At 69.8% G+C, this 19,152-nt stretch carries 18 protein-coding genes and 1 pseudogene; 11 read left to right on the forward strand and 8 right to left on the reverse strand.

What is annotated here, in order from left to right; genetic code table 11:
* Window positions 1-113: 113 nt before the first annotated feature.
* From AB0H86_RS07420 to AB0H86_RS07445, 6 genes and pseudogenes are all read right to left on the reverse strand, one after another.
* Window positions 114-1,070 (reverse strand): ABC transporter substrate-binding protein, encoded by a 957-nt coding sequence (locus AB0H86_RS07420; RefSeq protein ID WP_362434107.1) that lies wholly within the window; start codon window positions 1,068-1,070, stop codon window positions 114-116.
* A gap of 61 nt (window positions 1,071-1,131) precedes the next feature.
* Complete coding sequence (locus AB0H86_RS07425; protein WP_362087989.1) at window positions 1,132-1,947, reverse strand: ABC transporter ATP-binding protein; 816 nt, start codon at window positions 1,945-1,947, stop codon at window positions 1,132-1,134.
* Window positions 1,940-2,746: an ABC transporter permease gene (locus tag AB0H86_RS07430; protein ID WP_362434110.1), complete on the reverse strand. Its 807-nt coding sequence runs from the start codon at window positions 2,744-2,746 to the stop codon at window positions 1,940-1,942. The genes AB0H86_RS07425 and AB0H86_RS07430 overlap by 8 nt, the downstream gene beginning before the upstream one ends.
* Window positions 2,743-3,603 carry an ABC transporter permease gene (locus AB0H86_RS07435; protein WP_362434112.1) on the reverse strand — a complete coding sequence of 287 codons (861 nt, stop codon included), beginning with the start codon at window positions 3,601-3,603 and terminating at the stop codon, window positions 2,743-2,745. The genes AB0H86_RS07430 and AB0H86_RS07435 overlap by 4 nt, the downstream gene beginning before the upstream one ends.
* 504 nt (window positions 3,604-4,107) lie before the next feature.
* Window positions 4,108-4,248: pseudogene (locus tag AB0H86_RS07440) on the reverse strand (MFS transporter); the annotation flags it as partial.
* A gap of 120 nt (window positions 4,249-4,368) precedes the next feature.
* Window positions 4,369-6,147: a helix-turn-helix domain-containing protein gene (locus AB0H86_RS07445; protein WP_362434114.1), complete on the reverse strand. Its 1,779-nt coding sequence runs from the start codon at window positions 6,145-6,147 to the stop codon at window positions 4,369-4,371.
* Window positions 6,148-6,365: 218 nt separating this feature from the next.
* Between AB0H86_RS07445 and AB0H86_RS07450 the strand changes: the two genes are divergently transcribed.
* The 11 genes from AB0H86_RS07450 to AB0H86_RS07500 all read left to right on the forward strand — a co-directional run bounded on the left by AB0H86_RS07450 (window position 6,366) and on the right by AB0H86_RS07500 (window position 17,397).
* Window positions 6,366-6,854 (forward strand): general stress protein, encoded by a 489-nt coding sequence (locus AB0H86_RS07450; RefSeq protein ID WP_362434116.1) that lies wholly within the window; start codon window positions 6,366-6,368, stop codon window positions 6,852-6,854.
* A gap of 52 nt (window positions 6,855-6,906) precedes the next feature.
* Entirely contained in the window at window positions 6,907-8,817 is a 1,911-nt protein-coding gene (dnaK, locus tag AB0H86_RS07455; RefSeq protein ID WP_362434119.1) for a molecular chaperone DnaK, read from the forward strand.
* 9 nt (window positions 8,818-8,826) lie between these two features.
* Window positions 8,827-9,444, forward strand: a complete 618-nt coding sequence (gene grpE, locus AB0H86_RS07460; RefSeq protein ID WP_362434122.1) for a nucleotide exchange factor GrpE — start codon at window positions 8,827-8,829, stop codon at window positions 9,442-9,444.
* A 6-nt stretch (window positions 9,445-9,450) separates the two neighbouring features.
* Window positions 9,451-10,398: a J domain-containing protein gene (locus AB0H86_RS07465; RefSeq protein WP_362434124.1), complete on the forward strand. Its 948-nt coding sequence runs from the start codon at window positions 9,451-9,453 to the stop codon at window positions 10,396-10,398.
* On the forward strand, window positions 10,398-10,805 hold the full coding sequence (locus AB0H86_RS07470) for a chaperone modulator CbpM (RefSeq protein ID WP_362434126.1): 408 nt from the start codon (window positions 10,398-10,400) through the stop codon (window positions 10,803-10,805). The genes AB0H86_RS07465 and AB0H86_RS07470 overlap by 1 nt, the downstream gene beginning before the upstream one ends.
* Complete coding sequence (gene clpB, locus AB0H86_RS07475) at window positions 10,796-13,435, forward strand: ATP-dependent chaperone ClpB (RefSeq protein WP_362434128.1); 2,640 nt, start codon at window positions 10,796-10,798, stop codon at window positions 13,433-13,435. The genes AB0H86_RS07470 and clpB overlap by 10 nt, the downstream gene beginning before the upstream one ends.
* Window positions 13,432-13,890: a thioredoxin gene (gene trxA, locus AB0H86_RS07480; RefSeq protein WP_362434130.1), complete on the forward strand. Its 459-nt coding sequence runs from the start codon at window positions 13,432-13,434 to the stop codon at window positions 13,888-13,890. Before clpB ends, trxA begins: the two co-directional genes overlap by 4 nt.
* Before the next feature lie 6 nt (window positions 13,891-13,896).
* Window positions 13,897-14,157, forward strand: a complete 261-nt coding sequence (locus AB0H86_RS07485) for a UBP-type zinc finger domain-containing protein (protein ID WP_362434133.1) — start codon at window positions 13,897-13,899, stop codon at window positions 14,155-14,157.
* Window positions 14,157-15,938, forward strand: coding sequence for an FAD-dependent oxidoreductase (locus AB0H86_RS07490; protein WP_362434135.1), 1,782 nt, complete (start codon window positions 14,157-14,159; stop codon window positions 15,936-15,938). The genes AB0H86_RS07485 and AB0H86_RS07490 overlap by 1 nt, the downstream gene beginning before the upstream one ends.
* A 47-nt stretch (window positions 15,939-15,985) precedes the next feature.
* Entirely contained in the window at window positions 15,986-16,483 is a 498-nt protein-coding gene (locus tag AB0H86_RS07495; RefSeq protein WP_362434138.1) for an Hsp20/alpha crystallin family protein, read from the forward strand.
* Between the two features lie 674 nt (window positions 16,484-17,157).
* Window positions 17,158-17,397, forward strand: coding sequence for a hypothetical protein (locus AB0H86_RS07500; RefSeq protein ID WP_362434140.1), 240 nt, complete (start codon window positions 17,158-17,160; stop codon window positions 17,395-17,397).
* 324 nt (window positions 17,398-17,721) lie between these two features.
* Here the strand turns inward: AB0H86_RS07500 and AB0H86_RS07505 are convergent, their stop codons facing one another.
* Both AB0H86_RS07505 and AB0H86_RS07510 read right to left on the reverse strand, forming a co-directional pair.
* On the reverse strand, window positions 17,722-18,345 hold the full coding sequence (locus AB0H86_RS07505) for an NAD(P)-binding domain-containing protein (protein ID WP_362434143.1): 624 nt from the start codon (window positions 18,343-18,345) through the stop codon (window positions 17,722-17,724).
* A gap of 32 nt (window positions 18,346-18,377) precedes the next feature.
* Window positions 18,378-19,112, reverse strand: coding sequence for an SDR family oxidoreductase (locus AB0H86_RS07510; RefSeq protein ID WP_362434145.1), 735 nt, complete (start codon window positions 19,110-19,112; stop codon window positions 18,378-18,380).
* Between the last annotated feature and the right edge of the window lie 40 nt (window positions 19,113-19,152).

Consider the following 19,152-nt stretch of genomic DNA (forward strand, 5'->3'; position numbering starts at 1 on the left):
GGCACACGGCCGGCATACGGGGAACGGGTTCGGCAGACCTGAGCGGGACCCCGCCGCCCATGGTGAGCCTCGGGGCAGACCTCGAAAACACCACGTCCACCGAAGCAGCGGGGCTACCTGATGAAGAGTTCGTCCACATCGACGTCGTTCTTGATGACCTTCAGGTCTTTCATCGTCGTGAGGTACGTCTGGAAGTTCTCTCGGTCCGTCGTGGCAGAGAAGTGCGGCATCAGGAGCTGTTTGCTCTGCTGCTCGGATGTCTTCGTGTACGTGGTGATGGCCTGTCGGACTTCGGTGTCGTGGGTGGCGGCGTATTCGTTGGACTTCTTCAGCGCCCGTGTGAACTTGTCGACCGTGGCCTTGTTCCCTGCCAGGTACGAGGCGGAGGTGATCCACATGGTCTGCACGGTTTCCGGTTCGAAACCGGAGCCGTTGGACAGGACGCTGCGGTCTGACTTCTGCAGTGCTGCCGACAGGAAGGGTTCCGCCAGGTCGGCGGCGTCGACCTGGCCCTTGGCGAGCGCGTCGGCCATGGCCGAGAACGGCGTCTCCACGAACTTGATCGTGTCCGTGTCCACGCCGGTCTTCCGCGCCGAGACGATGAAGCTCAGGTGAGGCAGCTGGTAGAGGGTGTCCACCGCGACTTTCTTGCCCTCCAAGTCCTTGGCGGAGCGGATCGAGGAGTCCTTTGGTACGACGACCTGGATGTGCACCTTGTCGTTGTCGCGGGCGAACTTGCCGGCCGGGCCCACGATCCGCACCGGAAGGCCGTTGGAGGCGCCGACGAGGATGGCCGGCACATTGGTGAAGCCGAACTGCGCGTCGCCGCTGACGACGGCTGCCTGTGTCGAGGCGGGCGGAGTGTCCTTGAGCTTCACGTCCAGGCCCTCGGAGCGGAAGAAACCCTTCTCGACGCCCAGTACCAAGGAGGCGGAGGTGGTCACCGCCGGGTTGGCGACAGTGATCTTCGTGAGGCCTCCGGAGGACGAGGAGGAGGTGGGCGAGTCGTCACCGCAAGCGGTGGCGAGCAGCAGGGGAAGTGCGAGTAACACGGGCAGGAACCGTTTCACGAGTGCCTCCTATGTACCCGGGCTGTTCAGCCGGGACAGAAGTGGGAGCGCGGGTGGACGTTCATCCCGCCGTGCCGATGAGTCCGAAGATCTCTTTGCGGTACTGCTGGAACTCCGGGAGGGCCCGTGTCTCCACCTGATCGCGGGGCCGATCGAGGTCCACCGTCACGGTGCGCAGCACACGGCTGGGACGACGCGACAGGACCAGCACCCGATCCGCCATGAAGATCGCCTCGTCGATGTCGTGGGTGACGAGCAGGACGGTCCAGCCGAACTCACGCCACAACTCCAGCACCATGGACTCCAGTTGGGCACGGGTCTGGGCGTCCACGGAGGCGAAGGGCTCGTCCATCAGCAGATAGGACGGCCGGGAGGCGATGGCCCGGGCGATCGCCACGCGCTGCTGCATGCCCCCGGACAACTGCCACGGATAGTGGTCCGCGAACTCGGTGAGCCCGACATGCCCCAGAGAGTCGGCCACCCGGGCGGCGCGCTCCCGGCGGGGCAGGGCATGCAGCCCGAACTCGACGTTGCGGCGCACGGAGAGCCAGGGGAACAGGCTTCGCGTGTACTCCTGGAAGACCACGGCGAGGGAATGCTGTACGTCTTGCACGGCCCGCCCGTCCAGCCGGATCGCACCGGAGGACGGCCTGTCGAGTCCGGCGAGACAGCGCAGCAGTGTCGTCTTGCCGCATCCGGAGGGGCCGACCAGCACCACGAACTCACCCCGGGCGGCGCTGAACGTCAGGTCGGCGATCGCCTCGGTGCCGGTGGCGGACGAGCGGGACGCGGCGTACACCTTCGCCAGCCGGTCCACCTCCAGCACACTGCGCCCGGACGCCGCCCCGGTGTCCCGGGCGAGATCCCCCTCAGCCACGGCCGATTCCCTTCTGTCCCTCGTACCAGGCCAGCACGTGGTACTCGACAACGGTGAGAAACAGGGTGAACAGGCCACCGAGCAGGCCCAGGACGAGGACGCCGGCGTACATGTCCTGGAAGGCGTACGCCCGTTGGGCCTGCAGTACGAAGAAGCCCAGACCACTCGTCGAGGCGACCATCTCACTGATCACCATCATGATCAGTGAGATGCCGAGGGCGATCCGCAGACCCGCGAAGACCTGCGGCAGACAGGCCGGCCAGATCACCCGGCTCACCACCCGCCACCGTCCGACGTGCGCCGCACGCGCCGCGTCCACGAAACCCGCGTCGACCGTCCGAGCCCCGTCCATGGTGTTGAGCAGCACAGGCCACACGGCTCCGAGCGCGATCAGGCCCACCCGCGTACCGGAGTTCGGGCCGAAGGCGAGCACCGCCACGGGGAGCACGGCGGGCAGAGGCACGGCCCTGAGGAACTCGAGGACCGGGCGTACCCACGGGTCGAGTGCACGGAAGTGACCGAGCAGGAGGCCGGCGGCGACGCCGAGCGACGATCCGACGAAGAAGCCGACCACGGTACGAGTGGCCGACGGCAGCACGTCCCGGCGCAGACCGGGGCCGGAGACGAGGTCCCAGGCTCCGCGGGCGGCGACGGAGAACGGCTCCAGGAACATGACGGAGCCCGATCGCCCCACCGCCTCCCACATCCCCAGTACCGCGAGGGTGGTCAGTACGCCGACGGCCCGGCGAGCCCGGCGAGCCTGGCGGACTCGGCGGGACCGGCCCTGGACGCGGCTCACTGGTCGCCTCCCACCGTCATGGCGCGCCAGCGGACGGTCAGGCGGTCGGCCGCGAGAACGGCGGCGTTGACGAGATACCCGATCGTCCCGGCGGCGACGATCCCCGCGTACGCCTCGGGCATGTCGCCGACCTGCTGATGCAGGTCGACATAGTGCCCCAGGCCGGTGCCGGAGGCGACCAGTTCGCTCACTACGGTGACGACCACCGCGATGGAGGCGGCCAGCCGCAGTCCTGTGAAGACGGCCGGCAATGCGCCGGGCAGGACGACCCGCCGGACGAGAGCGAGTCGGCGCAGTCCCAGGATCCGCCCGCTGTCGAGATGGAGAGGATCCACGTTCCGCACGCCGTAACGTGTGTTGAACACCACCGGCCACACCGAGGCGAAGCTGATGAGAAAGGTCTGCATGCGCAGCCCGAGTCCCAGCAGCACGATGGCCACCGGTACCAGCGCCACCGCCGGAATCGGCCGAAGGAAGTTGAAGAGCGGCCCGGTGGCCGCATCCGCCCACTGCGAGAGTCCCACCAGCGTGCCGAGCAGTACGCCGATCGACGCCGCGGTGGCGAAGCCGACGGCCCACGCGTACGCGGTCTGCGCCGCGGCCGTGGCAAGCGGACCCTCGCCGATCTCATTGAGCAGCGCGGACGAGATCGCGCCTACGGACGGAGCGTTGGTCTCCGGCAGGACCGAGGTGGCGCGCAGGATCTCCCAGACGCAGACGGCCCCGACAACACCCCCGATCCCCTTGGCGGCCCGCACCGGCCTGTGCCGCGCACCGGCGTCACGCGCGGCACCTGTGGTGTCTTCGGCACTCCGAATCGGCCGGCTCGCGGAGTCGGAGCCGCGCACCGCAGTCATGTCCGCCTCCACCGCCCCCCCTACCGATGTACCTGCGACGGTAGTGTCTAGCCGTGTCCATGCTCAATCCCATGGACGGAGATCAATTCCCCTGCCCGGTAGGGAAGTTGGGGAAGTTTCCCTACCGCAGTGATGTGTCCGATGCCCGCTGGGAATGCCGGCTCCACCACCCCCGGGGCTCCGGGCGCCACGCGGCCTTCTCCAGCAACCGGGTCAGCGCTCCGCGCAATCCAGCCGCTCATACCTCGGCATGTCGGCCTCAGCAGCAGGTTCTTGCAGAAGACGGCGACAGCCCGGCTGACAACTGCCGGCGCCCAACAATGCCGAACGTGGAAGGCGGTCAGTGCCCAATTTCTGCCTGATGCCACCGAGCGTCGGGCCGGGTGGCTGGCGTCTCTGCGACGAGTGGAATCCCGTAGGCCGGCCGGCCCGCACCGTGGGGTACGGGGGCCGAGGTAGCGGTGGCCGGTCATGTGACACCAGGCGGGCAGGTCGAGCGGCGCGGCTGGTCGCGGCGACCATCAGGCCGGAGGTGATGCCGCCGATGGCGCCTGCGATGGCGATGGCGACGTCGACCAGACCCTGGGTCTTGGCGCGGGTGGCGAGCGGAACGGTGTCAGTGATGATCGCGGTGCCGGCCACGAGGCAACGAATACCGGCAACCGCATGGCACGTTGTCAGTAGCACGTGCGGAGGGACAGCCTGCTCCCCACGGCGATGGGGACCGCGGAGCCGGCCCTGCGGTACGCGGGTGCCTCAACCGGGTCAGCCCAGGATGATCTTCCACACCCGGGTCGCGACCTGCAGATTGAGGCGGTCCTCCACGTTCGTGAGGTCATGGCCGCTGATCTCGCGGATGCGCTGGAGCCGGTAGCGGAGCGTGCTGCGGTGGATCGCGAGGGATTCGGCGGTCTCGGCGTAGTTGCCGCCGCAGTCGAAGTACCGGGAAAGGGTCTCCACGAGCGCCGTCCGGTGCCGGCCGTCGTAGTCGATGAGCTGTCCGAGCCATTCCCGAACGTACGCCTCCAGCTCCCGGTATTCGTTTCCGGGCCCCAGGATGCGGTAGAGGCCCAGATCGTCGAAGAACGTCGTGCCGTATCGCCTTCGGGACCGTCGGCGGACCTCCAGGGCACGTAGTGCCTCTTGGTAGCGGCCGGGGATACCGCCCGGGGTGTCGCAGCGGGCGCTCACCCCGATCGTCCCGTCCGGTGTTCCGGTCTCCCGGGCGAGCGTCTCGTACAAAGCCGAAGCGTGGTCGTGGGGCCTGCCGTCGGCGACCAGGACCACATGGTCGGAGCGCCGCGTCACCAGCGACGGCATGCCCACGCCGGACGCCGCCCGGTCCACGGTCAGCGCGAAAGCGTCGTCCGCCGCCCGGCTCGGCCACTGCACGACGACCACGTTGTGGATGCGGTGCAGGTCGTGTCCGAACGCCTCGGACCGGGCGTAGGCGCTCGCCTCGTCCGTGCCCGCCAGAAGATCGTCGACCAGTTCGCGGCGCAGTCGCAGCTCCACCTCCGCCAGATGGCGCAGGTGCGACAGTTCCAGGGCGAGTGACGTGGCGGCGTGCTCCAGTGCGAACACGGTGTACTCGTCGGCGGCGTGCCGGGGATCGACCAGGGCCAGCACGCCGAGGACCTCACCGCGGGGGCGTACCAGGGAGATCAGCCGCTCCTTGATCCGCACGGGTCCGTCTCTCCGGGCGACCGCCTGGAGCATCTCCTCATGGCGGGCGGGGTCCGGTTCCGGATATGAGTCGGGCCGGCCGGGACCGGTCCAGGACCGCAGTCGGCCGAAGCGGTCCTCCACCAGCACGGGGAGTCCGGTGAGCTCATGCAGTGCGCTGGTGATGGCCTCCTCGCCGCCGCCCGAGGCCGCGACCTCGGCGAGGGCCTCGTGCACGGCCCGCTGGTATCCCAGCTCGACCACGACGGAGATCAGCCGCCGCTGGAGGTTTGCCCGTTCCCGTCGCAGTCGGTGCAGCTCCAGGGCGTCTTCCCGCTGGCGGCGGTGCGCGACGGCGACCGACAGGGCCGCGGCGGTGAGGCGTACGAGCGTGGCGAGCAGGAGGTGCTGGGCCTCGGTGGGCCGGGAGCGAGAGGTCACCACGAGGTAGCCGTGCAGTCCACCGGGTCCGCGCAGGGCCAGGGCCCGGCCCCAGGACCAGCCGGGAACGGTTACGGGGCCGTCCCGCCCCGTCAGCTCTCGCACCGTCCGGTCGACGGCTGAGGCATGGCCCGGCCCGGCCTGCGGACTGGGGACCAGATGGCCGTCCACCCTGAGGTATCCGACCTCGGCTCTGTACGGCCCGACGGCGGACACGTGGTCCATGGCCAGGCGCAGGATCTCGCCTTCGTTCCGGGTGTCGGACAGGGCGCGGGAGACTGCCAGCAGTTCGTGGGGGGCCAGGTCGGCCGGGCTGGGAAGGTGCGGGTGGGACCCTCTCCGCGAGGCGGTGGGGTGCCGCCCGGGACGGCCCCGTGGAAGGCTGCGTTCCTGGTCGGGACGGCCTCGGTACACATTCCGGGCCCGGCGGCCGATCATGGGATCACTCCCTTCCCCGAGCCCTCAGAGAGGTGAGCGGTCTTCGCGTACCCCTCTGTGACCGGCTCACCCGAGATGTTCGGAGTTTTCGTCTCGTGCTCGCGGGGCGACCGGTTCCGTTGTTCTTTGACCTGCCGGGTGCAGGCGTAGCGCTGCTCAGTTCGCGAGCCTGGGGCGTGCCGGGGGCCGCCATGCGTACCGGTAGGAAGGACTGGGCGATGACCGAGCAGCCTCGTAGGCCCATTGCCACGTACGAGACGTACCAGGAAGCCGAACGCGCCGTCGACCACCTATCGGACCAGGGGTTTCCAGTAGAGAGGGTGGCCATCATCGGCCAGGACGTCCGCCTCGTCGAGCAGGTCGTCGGCCGTATGGACTACGGCAGGGCGGCCCTGCACGGAGCGGCGAGCGGGGCCCTTCCCGGAGCGCTGATCGGCTGGCTCTTCGGCCTGGTCGACTGGGTGGACCCGCTCGTCTCCGCCCTGCTCGTCGCCCTCTACGGCCTGATCTTCGGAGCGATCGTGGGCGCGCTGTTCGGCCTGCTGCTGTACGCCCTGCAGGGCGGCCGCCGGGACTTCGCCTCCGTCCGCTCGATGCAGCCCAGCCGGTACGACGTCGTCGTGGACGAAGCGGTCGCCGACGAGGCCGTACGGCTGCTCGGCGGGCTGCAGACCACCGGCGCCGGCCACCGTCCCGCCCCGACCTGAACGATCGGATCCGCAGTGCCGGCGCATGCCGCCGCACCGGGAGGAGTTCCTCATGGCCAAGGCAGTGGGCATCGACCTGGGCACCACGAACTCGGTGATCGCCGTGTGGGAGGGCGGCGAACCTTCCGTCGTGCCCAACAGCGAGGGCAACCGTACGACACCGTCCGTGGTGGCATTCACCGACACCGGGGAACGTCTGGTGGGCCAGCTGGCCCGGCGCCAGGCGATCCTCAATCCCAAGGGCACCATCTACTCGGCCAAGCGGTTCATCGGCCGGCACTTCGACGAGATCCCGGACGAGGCCAGAGCGGTGGCGTACGACGTCGTCGAGGGCCCGGGCGGCGTCGCCCGCTTCAAGGTGCGCGACAAGCTCTACGCCCCCGAGGAGATCAGTGCCCAGGTGCTGCGCAAACTCGCCGACGACGCCTCCAAGCAGCTCGGGGAACGGGTCACGGAGGCGGTCGTCACCGTGCCCGCCTACTTCAACGACGCCCAGCGCACCGCCACCAAGGACGCCGGGCGGATCGCGGGACTGGAGGTGCTGCGGATCATCAACGAGCCGACCGCGGCCGCCCTCGCGTACGGCATGGACAAGAAGCAGCACGAGACGGTGCTGGTCTTCGACCTCGGCGGCGGCACGTTCGATGTGAGCATCCTCGACGTGGGCGACGGCGTGGTGGAGGTGCGTTCCACGGCGGGCGACAGTCACCTGGGCGGTGACGACTTCGACCGGCGTCTGGTGGATTACCTCGCGGACGACTTCCAGAAGGAGAACGGCATCGATCTGCGCAAGGATCCGCAGGCCCTGCAACGCCTGTTCGAGGCGGCGGAGAAGGCCAAGACCGAGCTCAGTTCGGTGACGCAGACGCAGGTCAGCCTGCCGTTCATCACCGCCGATGCCTCGGGCCCCAAGCACCTCACCGACTCGGTCATGCGGTCCACGTTCGATCAGATCACCAGCGACCTGGTAGAGCGGTGCCTGGGACCCGTCCAGCAGGCCATGGCCGACGCCAAGGTCGGCGAGAACGACATCGACGAGGTCATCCTCGTCGGCGGTTCCACCCGCATCCCTGCCGTCCAGGCCCTCGTGCGCCGGCTGACCGGCGGCAAGGAACCCAACATGAGCGTCAACCCCGACGAGGTCGTGGCCCTGGGCGCCGCGATCCAGGCCGGGGTGCTCAAGGGCGAGGTCAAGGACGTCCTGCTGCTCGATGTCACGCCCCTGTCGCTGGGTGTCGAGACACGAGGCGGCGTGATGACGAAGATCATCGAGCGGAACACCACCATCCCCGTGCGCCGCACCGAGACCTTCTCCACCGCGGAGGACAACCAGCCCGCCGTCGACATCGTCGTCCTCCAGGGCGAGCGCGAACGGGCCGCCGACAACCGGGTGCTCGGCCGCTTCCAGCTCACCGACATCCGCCCGGCGCCGCGTGGCGAACCGCAGGTCGAGGTCACCTTCGACATCGACGCCAACGGCATTCTCAACGTCAAGGCCCGAGACCGGGACACCGGCAAGGAACAGGGCATCACCATCACCGAGAGCTCCAACCTCGACCGCGGCGAGGTCGAACGCATGGTCCAGGAGGCCGAGCGCAACCAGGGCCAGGATCAGGCCCTGCGCGAGGCCGTCGACGCCCGCAACGAGCTCGACGCCGTCGCATACCAGGTCGACAAGCGCCTCACCGAGCTGGGCGACGCCGCACCCGCGCACGAGAAGGCACGCGCCGAGATGCTGGTGTCGGATGCCCGGGCGGCGGTCAAGGAGGAGGCAGGCGTGGAGCGGGTGCGGCCCCTGACCTCCGAACTCCAGCAGGTGCTGGCAGGGCTGTCGGCGCATCAGGGCGGCGCCACCACGGGCGCTCCCGGCCCGGACACCACCGGGGGCGGCGCGACCGGCGGCGGCCCGAGCGGCGGTGGCGGTGACGACGACGTCATCGATGCCGAGTTCGACAAGGACTGAGGAATCGCCATGCCGATCCACCCCAGGGAATCCGACCCGGCCGTGCCGGACCCGGCCGACCCGGCTCCGGAGGGCGCCGTACGCCCTCCCCGAGGGGATCTTCCGCGCTCGGGCCCGCCGACCGGGCGGGGGCCTGACGCGGACGAGGAACCCGGCCCCGACGCGGCCGGCGGCCCCGCACCGTCCGAGGACGAGCACACGGCCGAGCTCAAGGAACTCGAGGACCGCTGGCGGCGCGCGCTCGCCGACCTCGACAACCTCCGCAAGCGCCACGCCAGGGAACTGGAGCGGGAGGGGACGGTCGAGCGTTCCCGTACGGCCGCCGCCTTCCTGCCCGTCCTGGACAACCTCGAACTCGCCCTGAACCATGCCGGATCCGACCCCGGCGCGATCGTCGAGGGCGTCCGGGCGGTCCGCGACCAGGCCGTGAACGTCCTCGAACTGCTCGGCTACCCGCGGCACGCGGAGACCGGCGTCGCCTTCGACCCGGCCCGGCACGAGGTGGTCGGCGTCGTCCAGGACCCCGACGCCCCACCGGGCACGGTCGTCGAGGTGCTGCGCCCGGGCTACGGCGACGGCGAACGGCAGCTCAGGCCCGCCGCCGTGACTGTCGCGAAGCGGGAGTGACCGGTCATGGCACGGGACTTCTACGAGGTGCTGGGCGTGTCGCGGACCGCGAGCCAGGACGAGATCCAGCAGGCATATCGCAAACTCGCCCGCACGTACCACCCCGACGTCAACAAGGACCCGGGGGCGGAGGAACGCTTCAAGGACCTCAACGAGGCATACAGCGTCCTGTCGGACCCGGAGATGCGGGCCCGTTACGACCGCTTCGGCGAGGACTTCCGCAAGATCCCCGAGGACTTCGACGAACGGGTCGCGGCCGGAGCGGGCGGCGGCTTCCGCGCTCGCGGGACCGCTGGTGCGGGCGGCCCCCGTGTCCGGTACACCGGCTTCGGCGACGACTTCGCCGCGGAGGGCGTCGACATCGAGGACCTGCTCGGCTCGCTCTTCGGAGCAGGCGCCGCCCCCGGCGGTGTACCGGGAGCCGACCAGGAGGCCGAGCTGCCGCTCACCGTCGAGGAGGCGTACAGGGGCGGCCGCCGCACCGTCACGCTCGCCGGCCCCACCGGGCAGCCGCGACGGTACGAGGTCGACGTACCGCCCGGCGTCACCGATGGGCAGCGCATCCGGCTGGCGGGCGAGGGCGGCCGGGGCAGTGGTGACGCCCCCGCGGGCGACCTGTACCTGCGGGTGCGTATCCAGCCCCACCCCCGGTTCCGGCTGGACGGCCGCGACGTCCACATACAGGTCCCCGTCACCCCCTGGGAGGCCGCGCTGGGCGCGACCGTGCCGGTGCCCACCCCCGGTGGCGGCACGGCCAAGGTCACGGTGCCCGCGGGCTCCTCCAGCGGCCGGCGACTGCGGCTGCGCGGCGAGGGCATGCCGAACCCGCGCGGTGCCGACGGCAACCTCTACGCCGAACTCCGCGTCATGGTGCCGCCCAAGCTCAGCGACCGGGAGCGCGAGCTGTTCGAGGAGCTCGCCGCCACCTCTTCGTACGACCCCAGGAGGACGTGATGAGCGACCGACCCTCATGGGCGGCGACCGGCGGTCGGACCGCCCGGGCCGACGCGGGCGGGCGTCCCGTACGGACGAGCGCCGGCTCCACGGCCGTGCGGTACGCGCTCGTCCCCGTGCCCAGGCTTTCCCTGGACACCGTGGCCCGCCGCGCCGGCCTCCACCCCGACCTGGTCCGCAGGTTCGTCGCCCTCGGCCTGGTCGACGCCGAACGCGACGCCGCGGGGGACCTCGTGTTCGACCCCGCGGCCCCGGCGGTCCTCGCCCGCGTCCAGCGGCTGCGCACCGGACTCTGCCTCAACTACGCATCCATCGGCCTGGTGCTCGACCTGCTCGACCGCATCAGCCTGCTCGAAGCCGCACTGCGCCGCGCCGGTACGAGGAGTGACATACCGCCATGGACATGAACCGTCTCACCCAGAAGTCACAGGAAGCCCTCCAGCAGGCACAGACCGCCGCCGTCCGCATGGGCCAGACCGAGGTCGACGGTGAGCACCTGCTGCTCGCGCTCCTCGACCAGGAGGACGGCCTGATCCCCCGGCTGCTGCAACAGGCGGGCAGGGAGCCCGAGGAGCTCCGGGCAGCCGTGCGCGAAGAGCTGTCGCGCCGCCCCAGTGTCACCGGACCCGGCGCGGCCCCAGGTCAGGTGTTCGTCACCCAGCGGCTCGCGCGCCTGCTGGACACGGCCGAGCGGGAGGCCAAACGCCTCAAGGACGAGTACGTTTCCGTGGAGCACCTCCTGCTCGCCCTGGCCGAGGAGGGCTCGTCCACCGCCGCCGGACGGCTGCTCAAGGAGCACGGCATCACCCGGGACTCGTTCCTGAGCGCGCTGACCCAGATCCGCGGCAACCAGCGCGTGACCTCGGCCAACCCCGAAGTGGCGTACGAGGCGCTGGAGAAGTACGGCCGCGACCTGGTCGCCGAGGCCAGGGACGGCAAACTCGACCCGGTCATCGGCCGGGACGCCGAGATCCGCCGCGTCACCCAGATCCTCAGCCGCAAGTCCAAGAACAACCCGGTCCTCATCGGCGACCCCGGCGTCGGCAAGACCGCCATCGTCGAGGGCCTCGCCCAGCGCATCGTCCGCGGCGATGTGCCAGAAGGACTGCGCGACAAGACCGTGTTCGCACTCGACATGGGCTCCCTGGTGGCCGGGGCAAAGTACCGGGGCGAGTTCGAGGAACGCCTCAAGGCCGTGCTGTCCGAGGTGAAGGCCGCCCAGGGGCACATCCTGCTCTTCGTCGACGAACTCCACACCGTCGTAGGCGCGGGCGCCGCCGAAGGAGCCATGGACGCGGGCAACATGCTCAAGCCGATGCTCGCCCGCGGCGAACTCCACATGATCGGTGCCACCACCCTCGACGAGTACCGCAAGCACATCGAGAAGGACGCCGCCCTCGAACGCCGCTTCCAGCAGGTCCTGGTCGAAGAGCCGAGCGTGGAGGACACCATCTCCATCCTGCGCGGACTGCGCGAACGCCTGGAAATCTTCCACGGCGTGAAGATCCAGGACACCGCGCTGGTATCCGCGGCCACCCTCAGCCACCGCTACATCACCGATCGGTTCCTGCCCGACAAGGCCATCGACCTCGTCGACGAGGCGTGCGCCCGGTTGCGTACCGAGATCGACTCGATGCCCGCCGAACTCGACGAGATCACCCGCCGCGTCACCCGACTGGAGATCGAGGAGGCCGCCCTCTCCAAGGAGACCGACCCCGCGAGCAAGAGCCGCCTCGAGGAACTGCGCAGGGAACTCGCCGACTTGCGCGGCGAGGCCGACGCCAAGCACGCCCAGTGGGAGGCCGAACGGCAGGCCATCCGCCGCGTGCAGGAGCTGCGACAGGAACTGGAGCAGGTCCGCCACGAGGCGGAGGAGGCAGAACGCGCCTACGACCTCAACCGCGCCGCCGAACTCCGCTACGGCCGCCTCCAGGACCTGGAGCGCCGGCTCGCCGCGGAGGAGGAGCAACTTGCCGCCAAACAAGGCCAGAACCGGCTGCTGCGCGAGGTCGTCACCGAGGAGGAGATCGCCGAGATCGTCGCCGCCTGGACCGGCGTTCCCGTCGCCCGCCTCCAGGAGGGCGAACGCGAGAAGCTGCTGCGCCTCGACGAGATCCTGCGCGAGCGCGTCATCGGCCAGGACGAGGCCGTCAAGCTCGTCGCCGACGCCATCATCCGCGCCCGCTCCGGCATCCGCGACCCTCGCCGCCCCATCGGCTCGTTCATCTTCCTCGGCCCCACCGGCGTCGGGAAGACCGAGCTGGCCAAGACCCTCGCTCGGGCCCTGTTCGACTCCGAGGAGAACATGGTCCGCCTCGACATGAGTGAGTACCAGGAGCGGCACACCGTCAGCCGGCTCATGGGCGCGCCGCCCGGATACGTCGGCTACGAGGAAGGCGGCCAGCTCACCGAGGCCGTACGCCGCAAGCCGTACTCCGTTGTGCTGTTCGACGAGATCGAGAAGGCGCACACCGACGTCTTCAACACCCTGCTGCAGATCCTCGACGACGGCCGCATCACCGATGCCCAGGGCCACACCGTCGACTTCCGCAACACCGTGATCATCATGACGTCCAACATCGGCTCCGAGCACCTCCTCGACGGCGCCACCGCCGAGGGTGAGATCAAGCCGGACGCCCGCGCCCTGGTGATGAGCGAACTGCGCGGCCACTTCCGCCCGGAGTTCCTCAACCGCGTCGACGACATCGTGCTGTTCCAACCGCTCGGCGAGCGGCAGATCGAGCGGATCGTGGAGCTGCAGTTCGACGAACTGCGCCGCCGCCTCGCCGAACGCCGCATCACCGTCGAACTCACTGACAAGGCCCGTGAGTTGATCGCCCACCAGGGCTACGACCCGGTGTACGGTGCACGGCCGCTGCGGCGCTACATATCCCACGAGGTCGAGACACTCGTCGGGCGCGCCCTGCTGCGCGGCGACGTCCAGGACGGCGCGAAGGTCCGCGTCGACGCCGAGCACGGAGAACTGGTGGTCACCTACGACCAGCCCGAGGACGTGAAGGGAGCGAGGGCGGCATGAGCACCGTGCAAGCCACCAACGTCACCTGCCCGCACTGCGGGCGCACCAACCGGGTACCCGTGGCCGCCGAGGGCCGCCCCAGGTGCGCCAACTGCAAGCAGCCTCTGCCGTGGATGACCGACGCGGGCGACGACGACTTCACCGAGGTCGTCGATCAGGCCACCGTGCCCGTTGTCGTGGACCTGTGGGCCCCCTGGTGCGGCCCCTGCCGCATGGTGAGTCCCGCGCTGGAGAAGGTCGCCGCCGATCTCGCGGGAACGATCAAGCTGGTCAAGGTCGACATCGACAAGAACCCTCGCCTGGCGCGGCGGTTCGAGGTCCAGGCGGTACCGACGCTGCTGGTCCTCGACAAAGGACAGACCATCGCCCGGCAGGCGGGTGCCGCACCTGCCCCTGCCCTGCGGCGGTGGGTGGAGCAGTCGATCGCCGGCCGCGAACCGGCCGGGAAAGGGTGATCGGCCATGACCGTACGGACCGACCCCCACCTCGCCCTCGTACGCCCCGTCACCCCGCGCGCCCCAGGATGCGAGGAATGCCTGGCCACGCGTTCCCCCTGGGTCCACCTCAGGCTCTGCCTGACCTGCGGACACGTCGGCTGCTGCGATTCCTCGCCGAACCGGCACGCCCGCCGTCACGCCGCCGCCGACGGCCATCCGATCGTGGCGTCGCTGGAGCCCGGCGAGGACTGGCAGTGGTGCTTCGTCCACGAGGCGTTCGTGTGATGCCCCGCGACGAGACGCGGCCCGGCGCAGCGCCTGTACCGGACGAGGCGGAGGAGAGCGTCCCCTTCGAGACCCCCGACATCTACGGCGCCTATCCCCGCCTGCCGGACGACCAGATGGCCCGCCTGGCGCAGCACGGCCGCAGGCGCCCGGTTGACGCCGGTGACGTGCTGATCCGAGAGGGAGAGCGGTGCGAGACGTTCTACGTCGTCCTCAGTGGCTCGGTCGCCATCGTCGAGGGCTACGGCACACCCGGCGAACGCCTGCTGCGTGTGCACGGCCCTGGCCGCTTCATCGGCGAACTCGGCCTCCTGAACGGACGGGTGGCCTTCTACACCGCCGTGGTCAGGGACCCCGGCGAAATCCTCACCCTGTCCATGGATCAGCTGCGTGACCTGGTGACCCGGGACTCCACCCTTGGTGATGTGGTGCTGCGCGCCTGCCTGGGCCGCCGTGCCCTGCTCGTCGGGCAGGGCGCCGGTTTCCGCATCATCGGCTCGCGCTACTCCCCCGACACCCGGCGGCTGCGCGAGTTCGCCGCCCGCAACCGGCTGCCGCACCGCTGGATCGATCTGGAGACGGACGAGGAGGCCGAGGCGCTGCTGCGTCGCTTCGCGGTCGGTCCGGAGCAGACGCCGCTGGTGATCTGGCGGGACACGACCCTGCTGCGCAATCCGAGCAACGCCGAACTGGCCCGGTTCATCGGCCTGCCGCCCCTGCGATCGGGCAACGGCCGCGGCGATCTCCTGATCGTCGGCTCCGGTCCGGCGGGTCTCGCTGCCGCGGTGAACGCCGCCTCGGAGGGCCTCGTCACGACCGTGGTCGAGGCGCTGGCCACCGGCGGCCAGGCCGGGACGTCCTCCCGCATCGACAACTGCTTCGGCTTCCCCTCCGGCATCTCCGGCGCCGAACTCACCGAGCGCGCTGTGCTGCAGGCGGACAAGTTCGGCGCCCGGATCAGCGTCCCGGCGGAGGCGGCCCGGCTCGAACGGCGGGACGGCCACTACGCCGTCGGGTTCGCCGACGGCAGCGAGATCACCGCCCGTACCGTCGTCCTGGCGACCGGCGCCCGCTACCGCAGCCTCCATGTGCCCGGCATCGAGCCGTTGGAGGGCGCGAGCGTCCACTACTCGGCGACCGTCTACGAGGCCCAGCAGTGCCGTACCGACCAGGTGGCGGTGGTCGGCGGCGGCAACTCCGCGGGCCAGGCCGTGCTCTTCCTGGCCGAGTACGCACCGCAGGTGTATCTGCTCGTCCGTGGGCCGAGCCTCGAGACGCACATGTCCCGCTACCTGGTCGATCAGATCGAGCGCCACTCGCGGGTGCGCGTACTGCTGCACACCGAGATGACCGAGGCACTCGGCGATCAGGCGCTGGAGGCGGTCACCGTGGTCGACCACCGTACGGGCGAGCATCGCCACCTCGCGGTGCGGGCCCTGTTCGTCTTCACCGGCGCCGACCCTCACACCGAGTGGCTGTCCGGCGCGCTCGCCCTCGACGCGCGCGGCTACGTGCTCACCGGCGCGGAGGCGCAGGCGTGCTCCGTTCCGGAACTGTGGCAGAGCCAGGGCCGCGACTGCCTGACGTTGGAGACCAGCCTGCCTGGCGTCTTCGCCGCCGGCGACGTCCGCAGCGGCTCGGTGAAGCGCGTGGCCTCCGCGGTCGGCGAAGGCGCGATGAGCATCCACTTCGTGCACCGCTACCTGGGCCACACGGCCGCGCCCGGCGGCACCGACAGCTCCCCGCGCACCCGTCCGAAGGAGTCCGCTTGGCTCGCATGACGCCCAGCGGGCGACGAGATCACGAGAAGGAGAAGGAGGCGATGGGAATGACCACGCCCGTCCGGCGCCACCGCGGTGGCCCCATGCAGGACAGGCCCCTGGGCTGGGCACGCAATCCGCTGACGGAGTTCGACCAACTGCTCAGCGAGATGAGCGGACTGATCGAATCCACGATGGGAGGCGCGGCGCCCGCAGTCGCGTGGACACCCCTGGCGGATGTCACGGAGTCCGACGACACCTTCCACGTCGAGATCGAACTCCCCGGCGTCAAGAGCAAGGACATCAACGTCGAAGCGAACGGCCAGGAGCTGGTGGTCACCGGAGAGATCAAGGGAAAGGAACGCAAAGGCGTCCTGCGCCGAAGCACCCGCCGCACCGGAGCCTTCGAGTACCGGCTGCGGCTGCCCGGAGAGGTCGACACCGAAAAGATCAATGCGCAGATGTCGGACGGGGTGCTCACCGTCACCGTCCCCAAGGCCGAGGTCGCAAAGCCCCGGCACATCGAGATCAGCAAGACGAGTGAAAGCACCGAGAGCAGCAGCTGAGACGCGAACGCCGTGGTTCCGGACACACGTCCGGAACCACGGTCGGCCGACGAGGCTCGGCACCCGGGGTGACTCATGAACGACGTCCCTTGTCACAACCCTCACGGCGGCCGAGGCGCGGCACGTGGCTCCCCACCGGCTTCCTTCCGGCGCCGCGGACGCCAGGTGCGCAGCAGCCGAAGGGGGAGCAGACCCAGCGGTGCTCGCCGGCCCATGTCCGCCTGGTCCTCGCGGTCGAATGCCCGTGCGTAGCGCTCGGCGTCCTGACCCTCCTACAGGAGTTCCTACCGGCCCTGTTCCAACGCTTCGAAGTGAACGGCCACGCCAGCTGACACCGGAGGGTCCGGAGCACGGCCCGGATGAACGCGGGTACCCCTCTGGCCTCAGGCACGAAGGCTGAACCCGCACGACCGCCCCCGGATACAGGGAACTGGCGTCCGGGTTCGACGTACTTCGGATCCGGGATTCCGGGAACCCGCGCGCTTCTGACCGCGCGATGTCCAAGGTCCGCAACGACGAGCGCGGCCGCGGCGGGGGCGAGCGGCGCCTGGTCACACTCGGCGCTCGCCCCCGTCCCTACCGCCTCAGAGTGGTGCCAGCGATGGAACGGCCTACGGCACTCCTTTAGCCACGGTAGTGAGGGCGGGTTCGATGCCCGGCGGCGCGCGGTCGAGATGCTGCCAGAGAAGGCGGCGAACGCCGTGATCGTGCTGGAAATCCTGACCAAGATGATCCTGTCCGCCCTCGCCGAGAAGATCGCCGAGGGCGGACAGGATGCTTTGCCGGCCGAACACGCCAACCTCGACGATCTGCTGATCGTTCAGCGGCTGCTCGGACACGCCAGCTCCACGATGCGGTCTCTGCGCTACATCCGGCGGACGAACCTGCTGGTTGCGAGGACGATCGCGGAGTGAAACGACCAGAACAAGACCTACGCCGACTACGCGAGCCGTCTGGCAGAACGGCAGGCGGTCTGATGCCCAGACGAGGAGAACGCAGGTCCTGGTAGGCGGCGAAGCCGCGTGAGCGGGGCAGGCAGGTGTCCCGGACCGGGACGGGTGAGCTGATCTACATCAGTCCCAAGGGTGCAGCCATACGGCGCGTGACCTGCCCGGAAAACTATCGGTGCACCTGACGGAGTGATCTTCGCCTTCGAGAAGGACGTGCAGGACGGCTACCCCGCCGACTCGCCACGGCCTCACTCGGCGAGTCCTTTCGGCGATCCGTCAACCGTCAACTCAGACGGGAAGTTCGGTGACGCTGAGGGCGAAGTCCAAGTTGCCCACCCCGTGGTTGGCGAGGCCCACCGTGACCACGCCCGCTCCTTCCAGCCAGTGCGCCATTTTCAGGCCGCCGACGTCCAGCGGGCGCAGCCCGAGGCTCTCGACGAACGCCTCCACACTTGCCTTGGCCTGCGCATTATCGCCAGCGATGAAGACGTCGGGCCGACCCTCCTCCAGGACATGACGGAAGACGGTGTTGAACGCCTTCACCACGCTGGCGCCGGCCGGGGCGACCTTGGCGACTTCCTGCGCGATCGAGGTCTCCTCGCGGTGGGCCAGCCCGTCGAACGTGGAGTTGAAGGGATTGCTGATGTCGACGATGACCTTGCCCGCGAGAGCGTCTCCGTACTGGGCGACGACCGGCACGACGCCGTCGTACAGCAGGGCCACGATGACGATGTCCCCGGCCGGGGCGGTGCCCCATTCTCCCGTCGTGGCGCCGCCACCGAGAGCCTTGGCCAGGTCAGCGGCCTTGGAATGATCGCGGCCCATGACCTCGACGGTGTTGCCGCCCGCTATCGCCCGCCCGCCGATGGTGCGGGCCATGTTCCCGGTGCCGATGATGCTGATGTTGCTCATGAGATGTCCTGCCCTGGTTGTGGTTGTTCGGTTCAGATGGCGGTGGTGCCGCCGTCGGCGACGAGTTCCATGCCGTTGACGTAGCTGGAGTCGTCGGAGGCGAGGAAGAGGGCGGCGGTAGCGATTTCGTCGGGGCGGCCCATCTGGCCGCGGGGGATGAGGGACTCGAACTGGCGCCTGGTGGCCTCGTCGAACAGTTCTTCCTGCTTGGCCGTGGCGACCTGGCCGGGGGTCAGGACGTTGACGCGGATGCCGCGGTCCTTGAGTTCGTTGAGCCAGATTCGGGCCCAGGCCTGCTGGACGGCCTTGCTGCCGGCGTAGACGCTCCAGCCGGGGAAGGCGCCGAGGGAGGCGTTGGAGCCGGTCATGAGGATGGAGCCGCCGTTATTGAAGAGCGGGAGGGCCTTCTGGACGGTGAACAGGGTGCCGCGGGCGTTGAGCCCGAACCAGGTGTCGAACTGGGCCTCGGTGATCTCGCCGAGCGGGGCGGGCTCGCCCCCTCCGGCGCTGGCCCACAGCACGTCGAGGCTTCCCTTCTCCCGCTTGACGGTGTCGTACAGGCGGTCCAGGTCGTCCAGGTCGGCGGCGTCGCCCTGGACGCCGGTGACGTTGCGGCCGATCTGCTTCACGGCCTCGTCCAGGGCGTCCTGGCGGCGGCCGGTGATGAAAACGTGCGCTCCCTCGTCGACGAACAGCTTCGCGCCGGCCAGCGCCATGCCGGTGGTGCCGCCGGTGATGACCGCGACCTTGCCGTCAAGCTTTCCCATAGTCGTTCCCTTGAGTCGGTGGTGCCGTGTGTACCTGGGG

Origin of the sequence: Streptomyces sp. NPDC050997 (assembly GCF_040660135.1) — a bacterium.
GTDB lineage: Bacteria > Actinomycetota > Actinomycetes > Streptomycetales > Streptomycetaceae > Streptomyces.

What these genes read in the sequence shown, in the direction of transcription:
- AB0H86_RS07435 (WP_362434112.1), bottom strand. Translation starts at nt 3,603, where the DNA reads ATGACTGCGGTGCGCGGCTCCGACTCCGCGAGCCGGCCGATTCGGAGT.
- AB0H86_RS07445 (WP_362434114.1), bottom strand. Translation starts at nt 6,147, where the DNA reads ATGATCGGCCGCCGGGCCCGGAATGTGTACCGAGGCCGTCCCGACCAG.
- AB0H86_RS07450 (WP_362434116.1), top strand. Translation starts at nt 6,366, where the DNA reads ATGACCGAGCAGCCTCGTAGGCCCATTGCCACGTACGAGACGTACCAG.
- dnaK (WP_362434119.1), top strand. Translation starts at nt 6,907, where the DNA reads ATGGCCAAGGCAGTGGGCATCGACCTGGGCACCACGAACTCGGTGATC.
- grpE (WP_362434122.1), top strand. Translation starts at nt 8,827, where the DNA reads ATGCCGATCCACCCCAGGGAATCCGACCCGGCCGTGCCGGACCCGGCC.
- AB0H86_RS07465 (WP_362434124.1), top strand. Translation starts at nt 9,451, where the DNA reads ATGGCACGGGACTTCTACGAGGTGCTGGGCGTGTCGCGGACCGCGAGC.
- AB0H86_RS07470 (WP_362434126.1), top strand. Translation starts at nt 10,398, where the DNA reads ATGAGCGACCGACCCTCATGGGCGGCGACCGGCGGTCGGACCGCCCGG.
- clpB (WP_362434128.1), top strand. Translation starts at nt 10,796, where the DNA reads ATGGACATGAACCGTCTCACCCAGAAGTCACAGGAAGCCCTCCAGCAG.
- trxA (WP_362434130.1), top strand. Translation starts at nt 13,432, where the DNA reads ATGAGCACCGTGCAAGCCACCAACGTCACCTGCCCGCACTGCGGGCGC.
- AB0H86_RS07485 (WP_362434133.1), top strand. Translation starts at nt 13,897, where the DNA reads ATGACCGTACGGACCGACCCCCACCTCGCCCTCGTACGCCCCGTCACC.
- AB0H86_RS07490 (WP_362434135.1), top strand. Translation starts at nt 14,157, where the DNA reads ATGCCCCGCGACGAGACGCGGCCCGGCGCAGCGCCTGTACCGGACGAG.
- AB0H86_RS07495 (WP_362434138.1), top strand. Translation starts at nt 15,986, where the DNA reads ATGACCACGCCCGTCCGGCGCCACCGCGGTGGCCCCATGCAGGACAGG.
- AB0H86_RS07500 (WP_362434140.1), top strand. Translation starts at nt 17,158, where the DNA reads ATGCTGCCAGAGAAGGCGGCGAACGCCGTGATCGTGCTGGAAATCCTG.
- AB0H86_RS07505 (WP_362434143.1), bottom strand. Translation starts at nt 18,345, where the DNA reads ATGAGCAACATCAGCATCATCGGCACCGGGAACATGGCCCGCACCATC.
- AB0H86_RS07510 (WP_362434145.1), bottom strand. Translation starts at nt 19,112, where the DNA reads ATGGGAAAGCTTGACGGCAAGGTCGCGGTCATCACCGGCGGCACCACC.